At 68.1% G+C, this 17,227-nt stretch carries 15 protein-coding genes; 9 read left to right on the top strand and 6 right to left on the bottom strand.

Annotated elements, in window-relative coordinates:
- The first annotated feature begins 75 nt into the window (after positions 1–75).
- The 8 genes from AC5RUF_RS07550 (at position 76) to AC5RUF_RS07515 (ending at position 8,566) form a co-directional block, all read left to right on the top strand.
- Positions 76–540, top strand: coding sequence for a GatB/YqeY domain-containing protein (locus AC5RUF_RS07550; RefSeq protein WP_493997787.1), 465 nt, complete (start codon positions 76–78; stop codon positions 538–540).
- A 76-nt stretch (positions 541–616) separates the two neighbouring features.
- A complete protein-coding gene (locus AC5RUF_RS07545; protein WP_494130166.1) occupies positions 617–1,198 on the top strand; it encodes a TetR-type transcription factor C-terminal domain-containing protein in 582 nt (193 codons plus the stop codon).
- Between the two features lie 99 nt (positions 1,199–1,297).
- Positions 1,298–2,119 carry an SMP-30/gluconolactonase/LRE family protein gene (locus AC5RUF_RS07540; RefSeq protein ID WP_494130165.1) on the top strand — a complete coding sequence of 274 codons (822 nt, stop codon included), beginning with the start codon at positions 1,298–1,300 and terminating at the stop codon, positions 2,117–2,119.
- Positions 2,120–2,190: 71 nt separating this feature from the next.
- Positions 2,191–3,201, top strand: a complete 1,011-nt coding sequence (locus tag AC5RUF_RS07535; protein ID WP_494130164.1) for a LacI family DNA-binding transcriptional regulator — start codon at positions 2,191–2,193, stop codon at positions 3,199–3,201.
- A gap of 124 nt (positions 3,202–3,325) precedes the next feature.
- Positions 3,326–5,044 carry a ribulokinase gene (gene araB / locus AC5RUF_RS07530; RefSeq protein WP_494130163.1) on the top strand — a complete coding sequence of 573 codons (1,719 nt, stop codon included), beginning with the start codon at positions 3,326–3,328 and terminating at the stop codon, positions 5,042–5,044.
- Positions 5,041–5,718, top strand: a complete 678-nt coding sequence (locus AC5RUF_RS07525; RefSeq protein WP_493996387.1) for an L-ribulose-5-phosphate 4-epimerase — start codon at positions 5,041–5,043, stop codon at positions 5,716–5,718. The genes araB and AC5RUF_RS07525 overlap by 4 nt, the downstream gene beginning before the upstream one ends.
- A gap of 47 nt (positions 5,719–5,765) precedes the next feature.
- Positions 5,766–7,277: an L-arabinose isomerase gene (gene araA / locus AC5RUF_RS07520; protein ID WP_494130162.1), complete on the top strand. Its 1,512-nt coding sequence runs from the start codon at positions 5,766–5,768 to the stop codon at positions 7,275–7,277.
- Positions 7,278–7,288: 11 nt separating this feature from the next.
- Positions 7,289–8,566 carry a D-arabinono-1,4-lactone oxidase gene (locus AC5RUF_RS07515; RefSeq protein WP_494130161.1) on the top strand — a complete coding sequence of 426 codons (1,278 nt, stop codon included), beginning with the start codon at positions 7,289–7,291 and terminating at the stop codon, positions 8,564–8,566.
- Between the two features lie 10 nt (positions 8,567–8,576).
- Here the strand turns inward: AC5RUF_RS07515 and AC5RUF_RS07510 are convergent, their stop codons facing one another.
- The 4 genes from AC5RUF_RS07510 to AC5RUF_RS07495 all read right to left on the bottom strand — a co-directional run bounded on the left by AC5RUF_RS07510 (position 8,577) and on the right by AC5RUF_RS07495 (position 13,444).
- The gene (locus AC5RUF_RS07510; RefSeq protein WP_494130160.1) at positions 8,577–9,806 is read right to left on the bottom strand and encodes an acyl-CoA dehydrogenase family protein; all 1,230 of its coding nucleotides are present in this window, start codon (positions 9,804–9,806) and stop codon (positions 8,577–8,579) included.
- A 90-nt stretch (positions 9,807–9,896) separates the two neighbouring features.
- Entirely contained in the window at positions 9,897–11,318 is a 1,422-nt protein-coding gene (locus AC5RUF_RS07505) for a DHA2 family efflux MFS transporter permease subunit (RefSeq protein ID WP_494130225.1), read from the bottom strand.
- Positions 11,319–11,486: 168 nt separating this feature from the next.
- A complete protein-coding gene (locus tag AC5RUF_RS07500) occupies positions 11,487–11,816 on the bottom strand; it encodes a hypothetical protein (RefSeq protein ID WP_493996391.1) in 330 nt (109 codons plus the stop codon).
- A 47-nt stretch (positions 11,817–11,863) separates the two neighbouring features.
- Positions 11,864–13,444, bottom strand: a complete 1,581-nt coding sequence (locus AC5RUF_RS07495; protein WP_493996392.1) for a Na+/H+ antiporter — start codon at positions 13,442–13,444, stop codon at positions 11,864–11,866.
- A gap of 705 nt (positions 13,445–14,149) precedes the next feature.
- Between AC5RUF_RS07495 and AC5RUF_RS07490 the strand changes: the two genes are divergently transcribed.
- Positions 14,150–15,067 (top strand): cupin domain-containing protein, encoded by a 918-nt coding sequence (locus AC5RUF_RS07490; protein WP_494130159.1) that lies wholly within the window; start codon positions 14,150–14,152, stop codon positions 15,065–15,067.
- Here AC5RUF_RS07490 and AC5RUF_RS07485 read toward each other — a convergent pair.
- Together AC5RUF_RS07485 and AC5RUF_RS07480 are read right to left on the bottom strand one after the other, a co-directional pair.
- Positions 15,064–16,083 (bottom strand): FUSC family protein, encoded by a 1,020-nt coding sequence (locus AC5RUF_RS07485; RefSeq protein WP_494130158.1) that lies wholly within the window; start codon positions 16,081–16,083, stop codon positions 15,064–15,066. The two genes, AC5RUF_RS07490 and AC5RUF_RS07485, sit on opposite strands and share 4 nt — an antisense overlap.
- Before the next feature lie 111 nt (positions 16,084–16,194).
- On the bottom strand, positions 16,195–17,227 hold a 1,033-nt coding region (locus AC5RUF_RS07480; protein ID WP_494130157.1), incomplete at its 5' end, for an ATP-dependent helicase C-terminal domain-containing protein.

Here is a 17,227-nt window from a genome sequence, read left to right as displayed (position 1 = left end):
CCCTCCGGACCGCCGTGATGCGTGCGGGTGGGACGATAGGAGGGGGGCATTACACCAACGAAAGAGGAACGGATTATGGGCACGCTCAAAGAGCAGCTGCAGACGGATATGAAGGCCCACATGAAAGCGGGCAACCGGACCGCCCTGACCACCGTGCGGAACGTTCTCGGCGAAATCACCACGCGGGAGAAGTCCGGCAAGACGCCGGTGGAGCTCGATGACGTGCAGATCGTGGCGCTGCTCCAGAAGGAAGCGGCGAAACGGCGGGACACGGCCCGCATCTACACCGATGCCGGCGAAGAGGGCCGCGCGGCCGCGGAAATAGCGGAGGCAGAGGTCATTGAGGCCTACCTGCCGGCACCCCTGGCCCGGGCCGATGTGGAGGCCATTGTGGACAAGGTGATTGCCGATCTGCGGGCCGGCGGCACGGAACCGACCATGCGCCAGATGGGCTCCGTGATGAAACCGGTGACGGCGGAGGTGGCCGGCCGGTTCGACGGCAAGGCCGTCAGCGAAGTGGTTCGTTCGCGCCTGGCCTAGCGCGGGAGCGCGGGGCGCCCGGGCCGCTGTTACTCTGGTTGCTGATCGCTCATTCACGCCACAACCGGAGGTCCAGGTGCCTGCAGTCGAGACGGGCCAGCGCCTGCTGGAATCGGCCACCGCGGCGTTTGCCGCCAAGGGGTTCCACGGGACGACCACCCGCGACATCGCCACCGCCGCAGGCGTAACCCCCGGAGCCGTCTACGTGCACCACCGCTCCAAGGAAGAACTGCTGTACAGCATTTCCCGGGTGGGCCACGAACGCACCCTGGAACTGGTACAGGCCGCCGCCGCTTCCAGCACCGACCCGGTGGAACAGATCCGCACCATGGTCCGCGAGTTCGTGGAATGGCAGAGCATCAACCGGACCAAATCCGCCGTTGTGAACTTTGAACTTGCCGCCCTGACCGAGGGGCACCGGGATGAGGTGCTGGCCATCCGCCGTGCCGTGGACGCCGAGTTCCGCACCGTCGTCGACCGCGGCCGGAAACAGGGCCTGTTCACCGTTGCCGACACTCCCCTGGCCGTCCTGGCGCTGCTCTCCCTGTGCATCGACGTGGCCCGCTGGTACCGGACCGACGGCCGGCTCACCGCGGCCGCCGTCGGCGAGCACCACAGCACCATGGCCCTGCGCATGCTGGGTGCCCCAGGCGCCTGAGCCGCCTGAGCCGCCATCCTGCCAGCCGCCGCATCTGTTGACGGCACGGGCACCGCGACATACTGGAACCGGCAACCCCTTCCGGGAACGAGGTGCAGCATGGTGGAACCGACAACGCTGGCGTCCGGGATCGGCATGGGCGAATCGGCACGCTGGCACAACAACGAATTCTGGTATGCCGACTGGACGGCGGGCACCATTTCCGCGCTCGACGCCGCAGGCAATGTCCGCCGGGTGGCGGCCGTCCCGTCCTTTCCCATCAGTTTCGACTGGCTGCCGGACGGCCGAATGGCCGTGGTGTCCGGCAGCGACGGGAAGGTACTGGTGGAAGTGCCGCATGCCGGCCTGGTTCCGCTGGCCGATCTGGGCGGCCTCTCGGAGTATCCGTGGAATGAAATAGCCGTCCACCCGAACGGCAACATTTACGTCAACGGGATCGGCTACGACTATTCCGGGCAGCCGCAGGAGAACGGGACCATTGCCCTGGTCCGCCCCGACGGCTCCGTGGAGCAGGTGGCCGGCGGCCTGGCCTTCCCCAACGGCATGCTCGTCTCGGGCGACGGCGCCACGCTTGTGGTCGCCGAATCAAATGCCGGCCGCATTGCCTCCTTCAGCATCAACGGGGACGGGTCCCTGACGCCGTCCGCGGCGTGGGCGGTGCTCGATGGCAGTGCCCCGGACGGCATCTGCTGGGACGGTTCCGGCGGCATCTGGTTTGCGGAAGTGCCCGGTGCACGCTGCGTGCGGATCCGCGAGGGCGGTGCCGTGGCCGAAACGGTCCAGTTGGAGCAGGGCTGCTTTTCCTGCGCCACCGGCGGCCTCGACGGCGGGCTGCTTTTTATGCTGACGGCCCGCTGGCCGGAAGCCATGGACCCGGCGGGCCCGGCGACCGGACAGGTGATGGGGCTGCGTGTCCGATAGGCGGGCTTCCCGGGGCACCCTATGATGGCTGTGCACCGGCAAGGGTGCCCCGCTTCAAAAGAAAGCAGTCCATGTCCCCCTCACGCCGCAGGCCGTCCGGCTCACCGCCGACCATGGAGGATGTCGCCAGAGTGGCCGGGGTGTCACACCAGACGGTTTCGCGGGTGCTCAATGACCACCCCAATGTCAGCCCGAAGACCAAGGACAGGGTGTCCGCGGCCATCCGCGAGCTCAGCTACCGCCGCAACCCGGCCGCGCGCTCCCTTGTGACCCGCTCCTCCCGGGTTATCGGCGTGATCATCAGCGAACTCGAGCAATACGGTCCCGCCAGCACGCTGCTGGGACTGCAGGAAGCCGCCTTCCGGAACGGATACTTTGTCAGCGTGGCCGGGTTGAGCAAAATGACCCGGGAAGCCGTGCTGGAGTCCGTCAACCACCTGCTGGACCAGGCTCCGGACGGGATTGTGCTGGTGGCCCCACTGGATTCGGGTGCGGACCTGGTGGGCGGCCTGGAGTCCGGGGTTCCCCTCGAAGTCCTGGCCCAGGGGCTCGCTCCCGAGGGCGGCCGCGCGGCCCGCCAAGCCGTGGCCCATCTGGCCGAACTGGGGCACACACACATCGCCCACCTTGCCGGGCCGGACCGGTGGACGGACGCGCAGCAGCGGACAGCCGGCTGGCGCGCGGAGCTGGCGGCACGGGGTCTGGAAGCCGCCGAATCGATGACCGGCGACTGGGGCGCCGAGTCAGGCTATCGCAACGGCCTGGCCTTCGACGCCGGCCGGTTCAGCGCCGTGTTTGTGGCCAATGACCAGATGGCGCTGGGTTTCATGCGGGCCCTGCACGAACGCGGGATCCGGGTACCCGGGGATGTCAGCGTGGTGGGCTTTGACGACCAGCCCGAAGCAGCGTTCTTCCTGCCGCCGCTCACCACCGTCCGGCAGGACTACCGCAGCCAGGGCGCCTACTGCATTGCCCGGCTGCTGCAGCAGATCCCCGACGCTGCGGACACGCCGCTCCCCGAGCCCGCCGCGCCGCAGCTGGTGATCCGCAGCAGCACTGCCGCGGCCCCCGCTCTCGGCTGATTCCCGCACCGCCACGCCGGTTCCGGCCTTGACAATGAGATGCGGCTCACATCTACTTGTTAGCGCTAACAGAATCACTGACGATTTCCGCCGGCCCTTCCGGAACCGGCACCAGGAGGCTTCTTTGCGCGACCCCGGCCAGCACTATGTCATCGGCGTGGATTTCGGCACTCTCTCCGGGCGGGCGGTGGTGGTCCGGGTTTCCGACGGCGCCGAGCTGGGTTCCGCGGTGTATGAATACCCCCATGCGGTCCTCACCGACCACCTCCCGGGCAGCACGGACCGGCTCCCGCCGGACTGGGCGCTGCAGGTGCCGCAGGACTACGTTGAGGTGCTGATGCATGCCGTACCGCAGGCCCTGGCCGCCGCCGGCGTCGACCCCGCAGCAGTGATCGGCCTGGCCACCGATTTCACCGCGTGCACCATGGTCCCCGCCACCGCTGACGGCACTCCCCTGAATGAGCTGCCGGAATTCTCCGGCCGCCCGCATGCGTATGTGAAGCTCTGGCGCCACCATGCCGCCCAGGCGCAGGCCGTCCGGATCAACGAACTGGCAGCTGAACGCGGCGAAACCTGGCTGGCACGGTACGGCGGACTGATCTCCTCGGAGTGGGAGTTTGCCAAGGCCCTGCAGATCCTCGAGGAGGATCCGGAAATCTACGCGGCCATGGACCGCTGGGTGGAAGCGGCCGACTGGATTGTCTGGCAGCTCACCGGCTCCTACGTGCGCAACGCCTGCACCGCCGGCTACAAGGGCATCTACCAGGACGGTTCCTACCCGTCTGCTGACTACCTGGCCGCACTGAACCCCGACTTCGCCGGGTTTGTCTCCGACAAGCTCGAGCAGACCATCGGCGCGCTCGGTTCAGCCGCCGGAACCCTCACGGCGCAGGCCGCGGAATGGACCGGCCTGCCCGCGGGCATCGCCGTCGCCGTGGGCAATGTGGACGCGCACGTTACGGCACCGGCGGCCAACGCCGTCCAGCCGGGCCAGATGGTGGCCATCATGGGTACGTCCACCTGCCACGTGATGAGCGCCCCGGAACTCCGCGAGGTTCCGGGCATGTGCGGCGCGGTGGACGGCGGCATCGTTGACGGCCTGTGGGGCTACGAGGCCGGGCAGAGCGGTGTGGGCGATATCTTCGGCTGGTTTGTGAGCACCTGCGTCCCCAAGCGTTACGGCGACGCCGCGGCGGAAGCCGGCGTCGGCGTGCATGAGTACCTGACCGAACTGGCCGCGCGGCAGGCGATCGGTGAACACGGGCTGCTGGCGCTGGACTGGCACAGCGGAAACCGTTCGGTCCTGGTGGACCACGAACTCTCCGGCGTGTTCGTAGGCCAGACCCTGGCCACCCGGCCGGAGGACATGTACCGGGCACTGCTGGAGGCCACCGCCTTCGGCACCCGCACCATCATCGAAGCCTTCGCCGCCAGCGGCGTGCCGGTAACCGAATTCGTGGTGGCCGGCGGCCTGTTGAAGAACCCTCTGCTGATGCAGATCTACGCCGATGTCCTCAACCTTCCCCTCTCGGTGATCGGATCCGACCAGGGGCCCGCCCTCGGCTCGGCCATCCATGCCGCCGTCGCGGCCGGCGCCTACCCCGACGTGCGGACCGCGGCTGCGGCCATGGGCCGTGTCCGGCCCGGGGCGTATCAGCCCGTCCCGGAGAACGTGGACGCCTACAACGCGCTTTACGCCGAATACCGGACCCTGCACGACTACTTCGGCCGCGGCGCCAACCAGGTGATGCACCGCCTGAAGCGGATGCAGCGGGAGGCCGCCGGCCGGCCGCCTGCGGCAGCTCTGACAGCCCAGGCAGCGGAGAAGGAACCGGCGCTGTGACGCTCACCCAGGACGCCCTGGACACCGTGGCCCGGCTGCGCCGCCAGGTCAGCGACCTGCATGCTGAACTGACGGCCAACGAGCTGGTCGTGTGGACCGCCGGCAACATTTCCGCCCGGGTTCCCGGCCGGGAACTGATGGTCATCAAGCCTTCCGGCGTTCCGTATGCAGACCTGGCCCCGGAGAACATGGTCCTCACTGATCTCTACGGCACGCCGCTCGACGGCGGCGGCTCACCCTCCAGCGACACCGCGGCACACGCGTACGTCTACCGGCACATGCCCGCCGTCCACGGAGTGGTGCACACCCATTCCACCTACGCCACCGCTTGGGCTGCCCGGGCCGAACCCATTCCCTGCGTCCTGACCATGATGGCGGACGAGTTCGGCGGCGAAATCCCCGTGGGGCCGTTCGCGCTGATCGGCGACGATTCGATCGGCCGCGGCATTGTGGACGTCTTGTCCGCACACCGCTCCACCGCCGTCCTGATGCAGAACCACGGGGTCTTCACCATCGGTACCGACGCCCGCGCCGCTGTGAAATCAGCCGTGCTCTGCGAGGAAGTGGCACGCACCGTGCACATCAGCGCACAGCTGGGCGACCTGGTGCCGATCCCGCAGCAGCACATCGACAGCCTGTACGAGCGGTACCACCACGCCTACGGCCAGAAATAGCCCGCCCCCCAGAACCCTCTCCCGACACCGCCCCGAAGGACCTTTCCATGTACTCCAGCACAACCACCGTCCGCGAAATCTGGTTCCTCACCGGCAGCCAGGGCCTCTACGGGGAAGACACCCTGGCCCAGGTCCGGGAGCAGGCCTCCGACATCGCCCGGCAGCTCGACGGCGCCGACGAAATTCCCTTCCGCATCGTCTTCAAGCCGGTCCTCACGGACTCCGATGCCATCCAGGCCACAGTCCTGGCCGCCAATGCGTCGCAGACCTGCATCGGCGTGATCACCTGGATGCACACCTTCTCCCCCGCCAAGATGTGGATCCGCGGCCTCACCCGGCTCCAGCGCCCGTTGCTGCACCTGCACACGCAGCACAACGTGGAGCTGCCGTGGGCGGACATCGACATGGATTTCATGAACCTCAACCAGGCAGCCCACGGCGACCGCGAGTTTGCCTACATGGCCTCCCGCCTGGGCATCTCCCGGAAGACCGTTGTGGGACATGTGTCGAGCCCGCGCGTCCGGGCGAAGATCGGGTCCTGGGCGCGTGCCGCCGCGGGCTGGGACGAGGTCCAGAACCTGCGCCTGGCCCGCTTCGGTGACAACATGCGCAATGTGGCCGTCACCGAAGGCGACAAGACCGAGGCGGAGGTGAAGTTCGGCGTCTCCGTGAACACCTGGTCCGTCAACGAACTGTCCGACGCCGTGGATGCCGTCAGCGAGGATGCCGTGGACACCCTCGTGGCCGAGTACGAAGAGCTGTACAACGTAGCGCCCGAGCTGCGGCGCGACGGCGGACGGCACAAGTCCCTGCGCTACGGCGCCCGGCAGGAACTGGGCCTGCGGTCCTTCCTGGAACCGGGGAACTTCGGCGCCTTCACCACCAACTTCGAAGACCTGGGCAACCTGCGCCAGCTTCCGGGCCTCGCCGTACAGCGGCTGATGGCCGACGGCTACGGCTTCGGTGCCGAGGGCGACTGGAAAACGGCCGTCCTGGTCCGGGCTGCCAAGGTCATGGGCGAAGGGCTTCCGGGCGGAGCGTCGCTGATGGAGGACTACACCTACAACCTGGTTCCAGGCAGCGAGGTCATCCTGGGCGCGCACATGCTCGAGATCTGTCCTTCCCTGACCACGTCCAGGCCGTCACTGGAAATCCATCCGCTGGGCATCGGCGGCCGGGAGGACCCGGTGCGCCTGGTCTTCACCGCCGACCCCGGCCCCGCCGTCGTGGTTGCCCTGTCCGACATGCGTGAACGCTTCCGCCTGACGGCCAATGTGGTCCGCAACGTGGTCCCCGAACAGGACCTGCCCCGCCTGCCGGTGGCCCGCGCCGTGTGGCAGCCGGCCCCGGACCTGGAAACCTCGGCGGAATGCTGGCTCTCCGCCGGCGGCGCCCACCACACCGTGATGTCCACGGCGCTGGACCGTGAGGTCTGGGAAGACTTCGCCCAGATCGCAGACGTGGAACTGGCCCTGATCGACGAGGACACCACCACCCGGTCCTTCGTCAACGAGCTCAAGCTGAACCAGGCCTATCACCGGCTGGCGCAGGGATTCTGACGGGCTGCGGAATGGCGTTTTCACTGGATCCGGGGCTGGCAGCCGGGCGCAACTGGGCGGGCAACCTGCGCTACTCCGCGGCGGAACTGGCCTGCCCCGGCTCGGTGGAGGAACTGCAGGAAACCGTTGCCGGTGCGTGGAAAGTGAAGGCCCTGGGCACCCGGCATTCGTTCAACACGGTGGCGGATTCCTCCGGCGTCCTGGTGAACCTGGCGAAGCTTGCGGGGAACCCCGAACTGGATCCGGCGGCCCGCACGGTGACCGTTACAGCCGGGACCCGCTACGGCGAGCTGGCCGGTTTCCTGGCCGGCCACGGTTTCGCCCTGCACAATCTGGCGTCCCTGCCGCATATATCCGTGGGCGGCGCCGTTGCCACCGCCACGCACGGCTCGGGCACCGGCAACCTCGCCGCGGCGGTGGTTGCCGTGGAAATGGTGACTGCGGACGGAGGCCTGCTCCGGGCGGACCGGACCAGTCCGGACTTCAACGGAATGGTGGTGTCCCTGGGCGCACTGGGCGTGTTTACCCGGCTCACGCTCACGGTGGAGCCGGCCTACGAAGTGCGGCAGCAGGTCTACACCGCCCTACCGTGGGCCGCAGTGGAGGAACACTTCGAGGAGATCACTTCCGCGGCGTACAGCGTGAGCATCTTCGGCAGTCTTGCGGGACCGGAAGCGGCCCAGGTATGGCTCAAGGGTCGGACTGACGACGGGCCTCGCACCGGCGGTGCCGCGGAGTTTTTCGGTGCACGTGCCGCTGACGGGCCCCGGCATCCCGTACCGGGAATGGACCCGGTCAACTGTTCGGAACAGCTGGGCGTCCCGGGCCCCTGGTCGGAGCGGCTCCCGCATTTCCGGCTCGGGTTCACCCCCAGCAACGGGGACGAGCTGCAAAGCGAGTACCTCGTGGCCAAGGCGGACGCGCCCGCAGCACTGCAGGCCCTGCGGGAGTTGTCAGCCCGCATCGCTCCCCTGCTGCAGGTCTGCGAGATCCGGACGGTTACAGCCGATGAACAATGGCTGAGTACCGCCGCCGGACGGGACTCCGCCGCCTTCCACTTTACGTGGCAGCCACGCCAGGCGGAGCTGGAACGCCTCCTGCCGCTCCTGGAGTCCGCCCTGGCTCCGCTGCAGGCTCGGCCGCACTGGGGCAAGCTCTTCACCGCGGACCCACAGCGGCTGCGGGAGCTGTACCCGCAGCTCGGGCGGTTCCGGGAGCTCGCGGGCAGGCTCGACCCGGAGGGCAAGTTCGCCAATCCGTTCCTGGCCCGGACGGTGCTGCCCGGCTAGGTGGACCCGGCTAGGCGAACGCGGAGATGCCGGTGATGTGCCGGCCCAGGATCAGTGACTGCATGGTGTCCGTGCCCTCATAGGTGAAGACCACTTCCATATCCGTGAGGTGCCGGGCCACGTGGTTTTCCAGCAACAGCCCGTTGCCACCCATGATGTCCCGGGCCTCCTGGCAGATCCAGCGGGCCTGCCGGGCGGCGAACATCTTGGCCATGGACGCCATGGGGCTGGTCATCTGCCCGGCGTCGCCCAGCTCGTTGAGCCGGAAGCAGGTCATCTTGATCGCGGTCAGCTGCGCAAGCATGTTTGCCAGCTTGTTCTGGACCAGCTGGAATCCGGCAATGGGCCGGCCGAACTGCACCCGGTCCTTGGCATAGGCCACGGCAATCTCGTACGCCGCCACCGCGTGTCCGAGCGCTTCCCAGGCCACCCCGCCGCGGGTGGCGGCCAGTACCTTGTTCACGTCCTTGAAGGAGTTGCAGTTTTCCAGCCGGTTCTCCGCCGGAATGTGAAGCTCCTCTATGGTGATGTTCGGCTGCAGCACAGCGCGCTTGCCCATCTTCCCGGTGATGACCTCGGCGTGGTACCCGTCCGGATGGTTACCGTCGGCGTCCTTTTCCATCACGAACGCCTTGACCGCGCCGTCGGCCTCGTCGCGGGCGTAGATGATCACGATGTCGGCGAAGCTGGCGTTGCCGATCCAGCGCTTGCTGCCATTAAGGACATACGTACCGCCCTCGCGCCGTGCGCTGGTTTCCAGGGACACCGAGTCCGAACCGTGAGCGGGCTCGGTGAGGGCAAACGCACCGATTTTCTCGAACCTCGCCATGGCCGGCAACCAGCGCTGTTTCTGCTCCTCGCTGCCCAGCATATCGATGCTGCCCATGGCCAGTCCGGAGTGCACCCCGAAGAACGTGTTGATGGACCCGTCGCCCCGGGCGAGTTCGGCCGCCGCGGTGGAGGCGGCCATCCGGCTCAGCCCGGGACAGCCGTATCCGCTGATGGTGCCGCCGGCGATGTTCAGCGCCGCCAGCTTGGGCACCAGCTCGTACGGAACCTCGGCCCGCTCCCAGTAGTCGTTGATCACCGGCAGCAGGTCATTGTCGACAAAGGCCCGGACCCGGTCCCGCACGTCGCGGGTCTGCTCGTCCAGCTGCTCGTCGAGCAGGTACAGGTCGGAGTCCACATCGCCCACGGCGGTTGGGTCGAAGGGGGCACGGTCGGTCCGGGTGACAGTCATGGGGTCTCCACTTCACTAAATGATCGTTTACTTAGTGGAGAGTATGACCTGCGTCACCCGGAACGGTCAACCGTTTTCAGTGCACGGGTTTCAGTGCACAACCACGCCCTCGGGCAGCTCGTTGGTGGGACGGCGGACCAGGAAGGACGCGGCAACGGCTGCCAGCGAAATCACCGCACCCCAGAAGAACGCCGTATGGACGCCGGCCGCGGCGGCCGTTTCCGCCGCGGCGCCGTCGGTGAGCGCCGCCGTCGTTCCGGTGGTCATCAGGGTGATGAACACCGCCGTGCCCGCCGCTCCGGCCAGCTGCTGCAGGGTATTGATGATGGCACTGCCGTGGGAGTACAGCGACTTGTCCAGCGAGCCCAGGGCCGAGGTGAACAGCGGGGTGAAAATGAAGCCCAGCCCGGCATTGAGCAGGCAGTGCAGCACAATCACCAGGGGCACGGGCGAGTCGGCACCCAGCAGGGTCATCCCCCACAGGGCGCCGCTGAGCACCACGGCGCCGGGGATCACCAGCGGCCGCGGGCCGAACCGGTCAAAGAGCCCGCCCACAATGGGCGAAAGGATGGCCATCACCACGCCGCCGGGCAGCAGGAGCAGTCCGGTTTCAAGCGTGGTCAGGCCCAGCACGTTCTGCAGGTACAGCGGCAGCACGATCAGGCAGCCGAAGAGCGCCATCATGGCCACCAGCACCAGGACAACAGCCACCACGAAGGGCTTGCTGGTGAAAGTGCGCAGGTCCATCAGGGCCCGGTCGGTACGCTGGAGCACCAGCTGCCGCACGATGAATCCGGCCATGGCGGCCGCACCCACGGCAAGCGGAATCCACAGCGGCATCAGCGCCTTGCCCTGTGCCGCTTCCCCGATGCTGCTCAGGCCGAAGATCAAGCCGCCGAACGCGAAGGTGGACAGCACAATGGAGAGGACGTCGAACGGCACCCGGGTGGTTTCGGTGAGGTTGCGGACGAACGCGGCGCCCAGCCCCAGGGCCACCAGGGCAATGGGCAGGACCAGCCAGAACATCCAGCGCCAGTCCAGTGCGTTCAGGATGATGCCGGAGACGGTGGGCCCGATGGCCGGTGCCACCGCGATCACGATGGAAATGGTTCCCATCATGCGCCCGCGCCGGTGGGCCGGCACGGCGTTGAGGACAGTGGTCATCAGCAGGGGCAGCATGATTGCCGTGCCGCCCGCCTGGATGATCCGGCCGCCGAGCAGTGCGCCGAAGCCCGGCGCCACTGCGGCCAGCAGCGTGCCGGCGCTGAACAGTGTCATGGCGGTGAGGAACAGGGCGCGCATGGAGAAGCGCTGCAGCAGGAAGCCGGTTGCCGGGATCACCACGGCCATGGTCAGCATAAAACCGGTGGTCAGCCACTGGGCGGTGCCCGCGGTGATCTGAAGGTCCGCCATCAGCCGCGGCAGCGCCACGCTCATGATGGTTTCGTTCAGGATGACCACAAAGGAGGAGACGAGCAGCAGCCCGATGGCGGTTTTGGTGCGGGTATCCATGGCACCGGGCACCGGGGTGCGGGCGGGCTTGGCCGAGGGGAGGTCAGGGGAAACGTCAGTGCGGGGGTCAAGACTCAAGAGGGAGGATTCCTAGGGTTCAGTACGGGTGCCGCAGTCGCGGACCCGGCCTGCCATCCTATCCGTGCATACCCTGCCCGGAGGAATCGGTCAGCCAAAGCCGACCACCAGCAGTCCGAAACCCAGCACAAACGTGATGACCACCAGCCAGCCGCAGACCAGGGCGGCGGCGGCCATCAGCAGGACCACTGCCCAGGTGCGCTCAACCCGGGCGCGGATCCAGCCGAAAATCAGCGGAACGGCCAGGAACAGCATCAGCAGGGCAGCCAGGATCAATGCCAGCAGGAGCGTGACCAGGACCGGCTCCGGCAGGAACCACAGCCGCAGGACAACAACGGCAACTGCCAGTGCCAGCGCTGCCGCGGCCTGGACCAGCCACGCAACGCCGACATGCGGCCAGGCTTCTTCAGAGGTACCCATGGTCCCGCAGTCTAGTCCTGCACCGGGGCACCTCCGGGACGAAAGCCCTAGTGTTGGTCCCGGTGGTCTAGGGTGACGGTGCGCAGGTCCAGCCGGCGCAGTACCCGGTCCACCGCTTCGGGATCCATGCCGGGCTGGCGGCGTGCCTGAAGCACCTCGCGCCGGGCGGCGTCCAGCGCCTCGCGCTGGACCTCGTCCATGACCTCCAGGGTTGCCTTACGGTCCAGCATCTTCTGCGGGTCGTGGTCATCATCCCCCTGCAGCATGGCGTGCAGGGTCGACATCCGCTTGGCCAGGATGGCCCGCCGCTCCGGCGGCAGCTGGGCGATGGACGGGGAACGCTTCATGGTTTCGATCGCCACCCGCTCCGCGCGCAGGGCCAGTTCGTGTTCCTTGCGGTCGGCGTCCTTGTGGTCGTTGGGCAGCTTCAGGACCCGCATCAGCCATGGGAGTGTCAGGCCGGGAATAACCAAGGTCACCAAGAGGACGGCGCAGGCACTGACCACCACGAAATTGCGCCCCGGCAGCGGCTCCCCCGCCATGGTGGTGCCGGGCAGGGCAAGCGCCAACGCCAACGTAGCGAGACCGCGCATGCCGCACCAGGTGAGGACCAGCACTTCCTTGAGCGAACCGGGGACGTGGTTCTTCTCCGTGCCGCCGATCCGGTAGATCCCCATCATCCACAGGAAGCGGACCACCAGCACGGCCGCACAGACCGCGATGATGCCGGGCACAAAACCCAAGAGCTCCGAGCCCTCATCCTCGATGATGTACCGCATTTCGATCCCGACCAGGCCAAACGCGGCACCCGTGGTCAACAGCTCCACTACGTCCCAGAAGGCGGTGCGGGTCAGGCGCTCCTCGGAGTCCTGCGGACGGGCGCGCCGGCCCAGTTCCAGGGCGGTGACCACCACGGCCACGACGCCGGAGAAGTGGGCTTCTTCGGCCAGCAGGTACACCGCGTAGGGCGCCACCAGCGTCGCTGCGGACCGGGCCACCATGTTGGGCACAAACCGGTTGAGGCTGCCCACCACCCAGGCCATGGCTAGGCCAAGTGCCACCGCACCGGCAGCACCGAACAGGAATCGGGGCACCACGTCCCAGCCGACTTCGCCGCCGGAGGTGCTGGCGGCCACCGCCGCCTGGAAGATCACAATGGCGATGGCGTCATTAAAGAGGCCTTCGGTCTGCAGCACCGTGATCAGCCGCCGGGGCATCTTCACCTTGCCGGCCACCGCTTCCACGGCCACGGGATCCGGCGGGGCAACAATGGCGCCCAGGGCGATGGCCGCCGGCAGGCCCAGGGCAGGGATCATGGCCCAGGAGACGCCGGCTACCACCGCCACGGTCACGGCCACCAGGGCAACTGCCAGGAGCACCAGGGAGCGCCAGCGCAGCCGGAAGACCGACCAGGAGCTCCGCTGGGCCGCCGCATAAAGCAGCGGCGGAAGGAAGAGGGGCAGGATCAGCTCCGGATTGATATGCACTTCGGGGATGATCGGCAGGAAGGCGATCAGCGCCGAAAAGATCAGCATCAGTACGGGGTATGGCAACCGGATGCGCTCACCGACGCCCGCCGCGAGGACGGTGCCGAACAGCAGGCAGACCAGCAGCATCAGGAATTCCATGGTCTTAGCCGTCCCTTAGCGCTTCGAATCGGGCCGCCGGGTCTCCAGTATGCGTTAGTCCCATATATGCCTGTGCCTCTTCCCCATGACGTTGCCCGCAAGTGTTCAAGGCAATTATTGCATTGAGTGCACCGGCGTTGGGAATCGTGCTCCGGAGGGGGCCGGCCCTTTCGGGCGGCATCCCGGCGCAGCTCTCGAGTGGCGCCCCGCAGGCCCCGGGACTACCATTAAATGGTTGACTTACAGGGGCTCAGGATCAGACGGAGAGCGGCACGGGTACCCCCGACGGAGGGTAACGGCACGGGGATCCGGAGGCTGCGCGGCCGGCGGCACCGCCCCGGTCAACAGGAAAGAATTTCCCCTACAGCACAATCAATGGTGATGTGAGTTGAAACCGATCTCCCGCGCTTTCGTGTCGGGAAGCGCTCCGGCCTGCCCGTTCAACGGAACGGAGCGATTGAACCCATGACAGCGCTCTTTCGCCCGCTGGGGCAGCCCAGCAGTACGTGTCAGTCGGAGCCCCTCCCCGATGGGACGGAGGGACGGCCCCCGCCTGCCCGGGACGGCCGGCAGGCCGCTGCACCCGGGATCCTGATTGAGTGGGATCCTGCCGACATCCCCGAAGCCCTGGACCGGTTGATCTCGGCCCACCCGGAGAGCTTCACCGGACCGGATGCCCTCCCGCAACGTCCGGTCCCCTTCCGAATGAGCGTCCGAAGTGCCGATGTTCCGCCGCCAATCCTTTTCCACCCGTCCCTGCAGCAGGCCCAGGCCGGTTTCATCCGCGAACAGGCACGTGGTGTGCCGGTGGGGGCGGGAAACCGGAACTACAAGGACTGCTACGCCAAGCTGGAAGTAGCTGTTGCCATTACCCACCTCCGCGTCCTGGCCGGGGAGCGCAGCCCCGCAACTCTGAAGGCAGTGGCCGAGGGACTGGATCTGCCCTGGCTGCGGTCCTTTGTTTCCTTCCGACATGAGTGCCCCGGCCACGCCGTGCTGCGGATGACTCCGGATGAGACGGTGCGTGCGTTGCGGGAAACCAATGAAGCCGTGGACCGTGCCGTCGATCCCACCGGCCCGGTGGCCGATACCGTGGCCGTGGTCCGGCGCCTCCGTGAGCTGTTCCCCGGGGACCGGGGAATCCTGTTGGCCGTGTGCATGGAGCTGATCGAGCTGGAGCCGGGCCAGGCCATGGTGACTCCCGCCGGATGCCTGCACACCTACCTCTCGGGTCAGGCCCTGGTGCTGATGAGCATCTCGGAGAATTCGCTCAAGGTGGGGCTGACCAAGGACTATGTGGACGTCGGAGAACTCCAGCAGCTGCTGAGCGAGGTGCAACCTGCACCTGCGCCCCTTCCCGTGGTGGCGGTGGACGATTTCCAGAAACGGATTCCGCTGTGGAGCGAGGATCTGCAACTGGGGCATGCCGTACTGGGGAACACCCCGAGGAGCATCGAGCTGGGACGTTTCTCCGTTGTCCTGGCAGCACTGGGAGACGCAGAAATTACCGTAGGCGACGCCACCACACCAATTGCCCAAGGCTCCCGCGTCCTCTATCTGGGGGACCCGACGTCTGCCGTGGTCCGCGGACCGGCGCAGCTCTTCATCGCGTCGCGGACCTAGCGCTCCCGCGCTCCCTGCACTCTATGGCGCTGCGTGGTCGCGGCGATCACCGCCAGGGCCACCAGCGCACCGATGGTGGTTTCCACGGCGCGGTCCATGGTCAGTGCCCAGGCATCGGAGCGGTGCGTGAAGCCGGTCATCAGCAGCGCCACCGGGGTCAGGAAGACCATGGCCGCGGCGTAATGCCGGATCACGTAGATTTCGCCGCTTAACTGCAGCACCGCCAGCAGGACTGCCAGCTGCACGGGCGTCCACGGCACCTGCAGCAGCAGGAAGGACAGCAGTACGCCGGCATAGGTGCCCAGGATGAAATGCGCTGCCCGCCGGGGTCCGGAGGCGGTGTTTGCGGCGGCCAGCGGGGCGCATGCGGCGAGCATGGCCCAGTATCCGTGTCCGAGTCCGAGCGCTGCGGAGACTGACCCGGCGGCGGCTACTGCCACGGCGTATCTGCCCGAATGCACCAGGATCCGCGGCCAGTCCGGCGGTACCCGGGCCGGCCGCCACGCCGGGGTGTGCCTGCGGGCGTGCAAGCGGCCGGCCACGCCCAGGAGCACGGCAAGCAGCGCACCCGAGGCGGCGGCCGCGAAAGCTTCCGTGAGGGATCCCGCGAAGGGGGCCGCCGACGTCGCGGTGAAAGCGAATATATAGGTGAACGGGCCCGCGGGCCGCACCCGCAGGTAGTCTGCGGCCACGGAAATGCCGCCGGCTATCACCGTACCGATGACCACCACGGCCCACGGCCCGCGCTCCGCCTGGGACAGGGCGACGCCGGCCAGGACGGTCAGGACCATCAGGGCACCCGACGCGGACTGGTGGTGCAGGCGGCGCCAATGCGGCTCGCTGCGCCCGAAGACGCCGGTCAGCGAGCCGAAGATCGCACACATGGTCAGGTCGGTACGCCCCAGCAGGACCAGGACCAGCAGCGGCAGGAGCAGCCCGGCGGCAACGCGGACGGCGGGAAAGCGGTGTCCGCGGCCGGAGGGGATGCTCAGGAATTCACGGACGAGGTGCTTCACAGGTGCCAGACAGCCTTTCGGTGCGGCGTAAGGAAACATCGCCGCCCCTCCAGCCTATGAGCCGCGGCTCCGGCAGCCGGGCAGCGACCGGTGTGAGGCTGCTCGCACTGCCTACATCCGGGCCTTGGTGCGGGCCGTGGCCTTGGCGGTCCGGGGATCCTCCGGCCACGGGTGCTTGGGATACCTGCCGCGCATCTCGGCACGCACCTGGGCATACGGTCCGGACCAGAAGGAAGCCAGGTCATCGGTGACGGCCAGGGGCCGGCCGGCCGGCGAGAGCAGGTGGAACAGCACCGGCACCCGGCCTTGGACCAGGCGCGGAGTCTCCGCCCAGCCGAAGCATTCCTGCAGTTTCACCGCCACCACCGGGCGGGCGTCGCCGTCGTCGGCGTAATCGATGCGCACCCGCGAGCCGCTGGGCACTGCCAGCCGCTCCGGAACCAGCTCATCCAGCCGGGCAGCCTCCGGCCACGGCAGCAGCCGGCGCAGCGGTTCGGTCAGATTGATCCCGGACGTGGAGGCACCGCGGGCCAGCGCTTCAAGTTCGGGGCCCAGCCAGTCCTGGAGCCGGGCCAGCAGGGCCGGCTCGGACATGTCCGGCCAGGGATCGCCCAGCTCGCGATGCAGCAGGGCCAGCCGCCGGCGCAGCGCGGTTGCGGCATCGGAAAACCCGATAGCCTCCAGACCTTCCCGGGCGAGGGCAGCGGCCACAGCCCGGCGGCCGTCCTCCGCGCCCGGACGTACCGGAGTCGTGGACAGCACAATGGCCCCCAGCCGGCGCTCACGCCGGGCAGCAACGCGTCCATTATGCAGGTCCGCCGTCAGCGTTTCGGCCAGCAGGGCGCCGGCCGCCGCTTCGGCGCTATCCCGGCTGAGCGGCGCAGCCGACCGGATGACGGCGCCGGTCCCGGCAGCGTCACGGCCCTCGGCACGGGCAACGTCGGCCACCGCAATCCACTCCTGCCCGGTCAGGGCGCTGCCGGCCGGCAGTCCGGCCCGGGTCCCCGACGCCAGCAGGTACCGCTCTGCCCCCTGTCCGGGCACCCGGCGGGCAATGCGGTCCGGAAACGCCAGGGCCACGGTGAAGCCCACGGCGTCGGCCGCGGGAACGGGCTCCCCCGTGCCGGTCCCTTCGCGGCGGGCC

This window comes from Arthrobacter sp. Y3224198 (assembly GCF_059090025.1).
Note: the sequence above shows the minus strand (reverse complement) of the source record. Positions and strands in the feature narration are given on the sequence as shown.

Bases quoted from the DNA above. Each gene is read 5' to 3' on its own strand.
- AC5RUF_RS07540 (WP_494130165.1), top strand. From the start codon at position 1,298: ATGGTGGAACCGACAACGCTGGCGTCCGGGATCGGCATGGGCGAATCG.
- AC5RUF_RS07550 (WP_493997787.1), top strand. From the start codon at position 76: ATGGGCACGCTCAAAGAGCAGCTGCAGACGGATATGAAGGCCCACATG.
- AC5RUF_RS07495 (WP_493996392.1), bottom strand. From the start codon at position 13,444: ATGGAATTCCTGATGCTGCTGGTCTGCCTGCTGTTCGGCACCGTCCTC.
- AC5RUF_RS07535 (WP_494130164.1), top strand. From the start codon at position 2,191: ATGTCCCCCTCACGCCGCAGGCCGTCCGGCTCACCGCCGACCATGGAG.
- AC5RUF_RS07500 (WP_493996391.1), bottom strand. From the start codon at position 11,816: ATGGGTACCTCTGAAGAAGCCTGGCCGCATGTCGGCGTTGCGTGGCTG.
- AC5RUF_RS07515 (WP_494130161.1), top strand. From the start codon at position 7,289: ATGGCGTTTTCACTGGATCCGGGGCTGGCAGCCGGGCGCAACTGGGCG.
- AC5RUF_RS07505 (WP_494130225.1), bottom strand. From the start codon at position 11,318: ATGGATACCCGCACCAAAACCGCCATCGGGCTGCTGCTCGTCTCCTCC.
- AC5RUF_RS07510 (WP_494130160.1), bottom strand. From the start codon at position 9,806: ATGACTGTCACCCGGACCGACCGTGCCCCCTTCGACCCAACCGCCGTG.
- AC5RUF_RS07490 (WP_494130159.1), top strand. From the start codon at position 14,150: ATGAGCGTCCGAAGTGCCGATGTTCCGCCGCCAATCCTTTTCCACCCG.
- araA (WP_494130162.1), top strand. From the start codon at position 5,766: ATGTACTCCAGCACAACCACCGTCCGCGAAATCTGGTTCCTCACCGGC.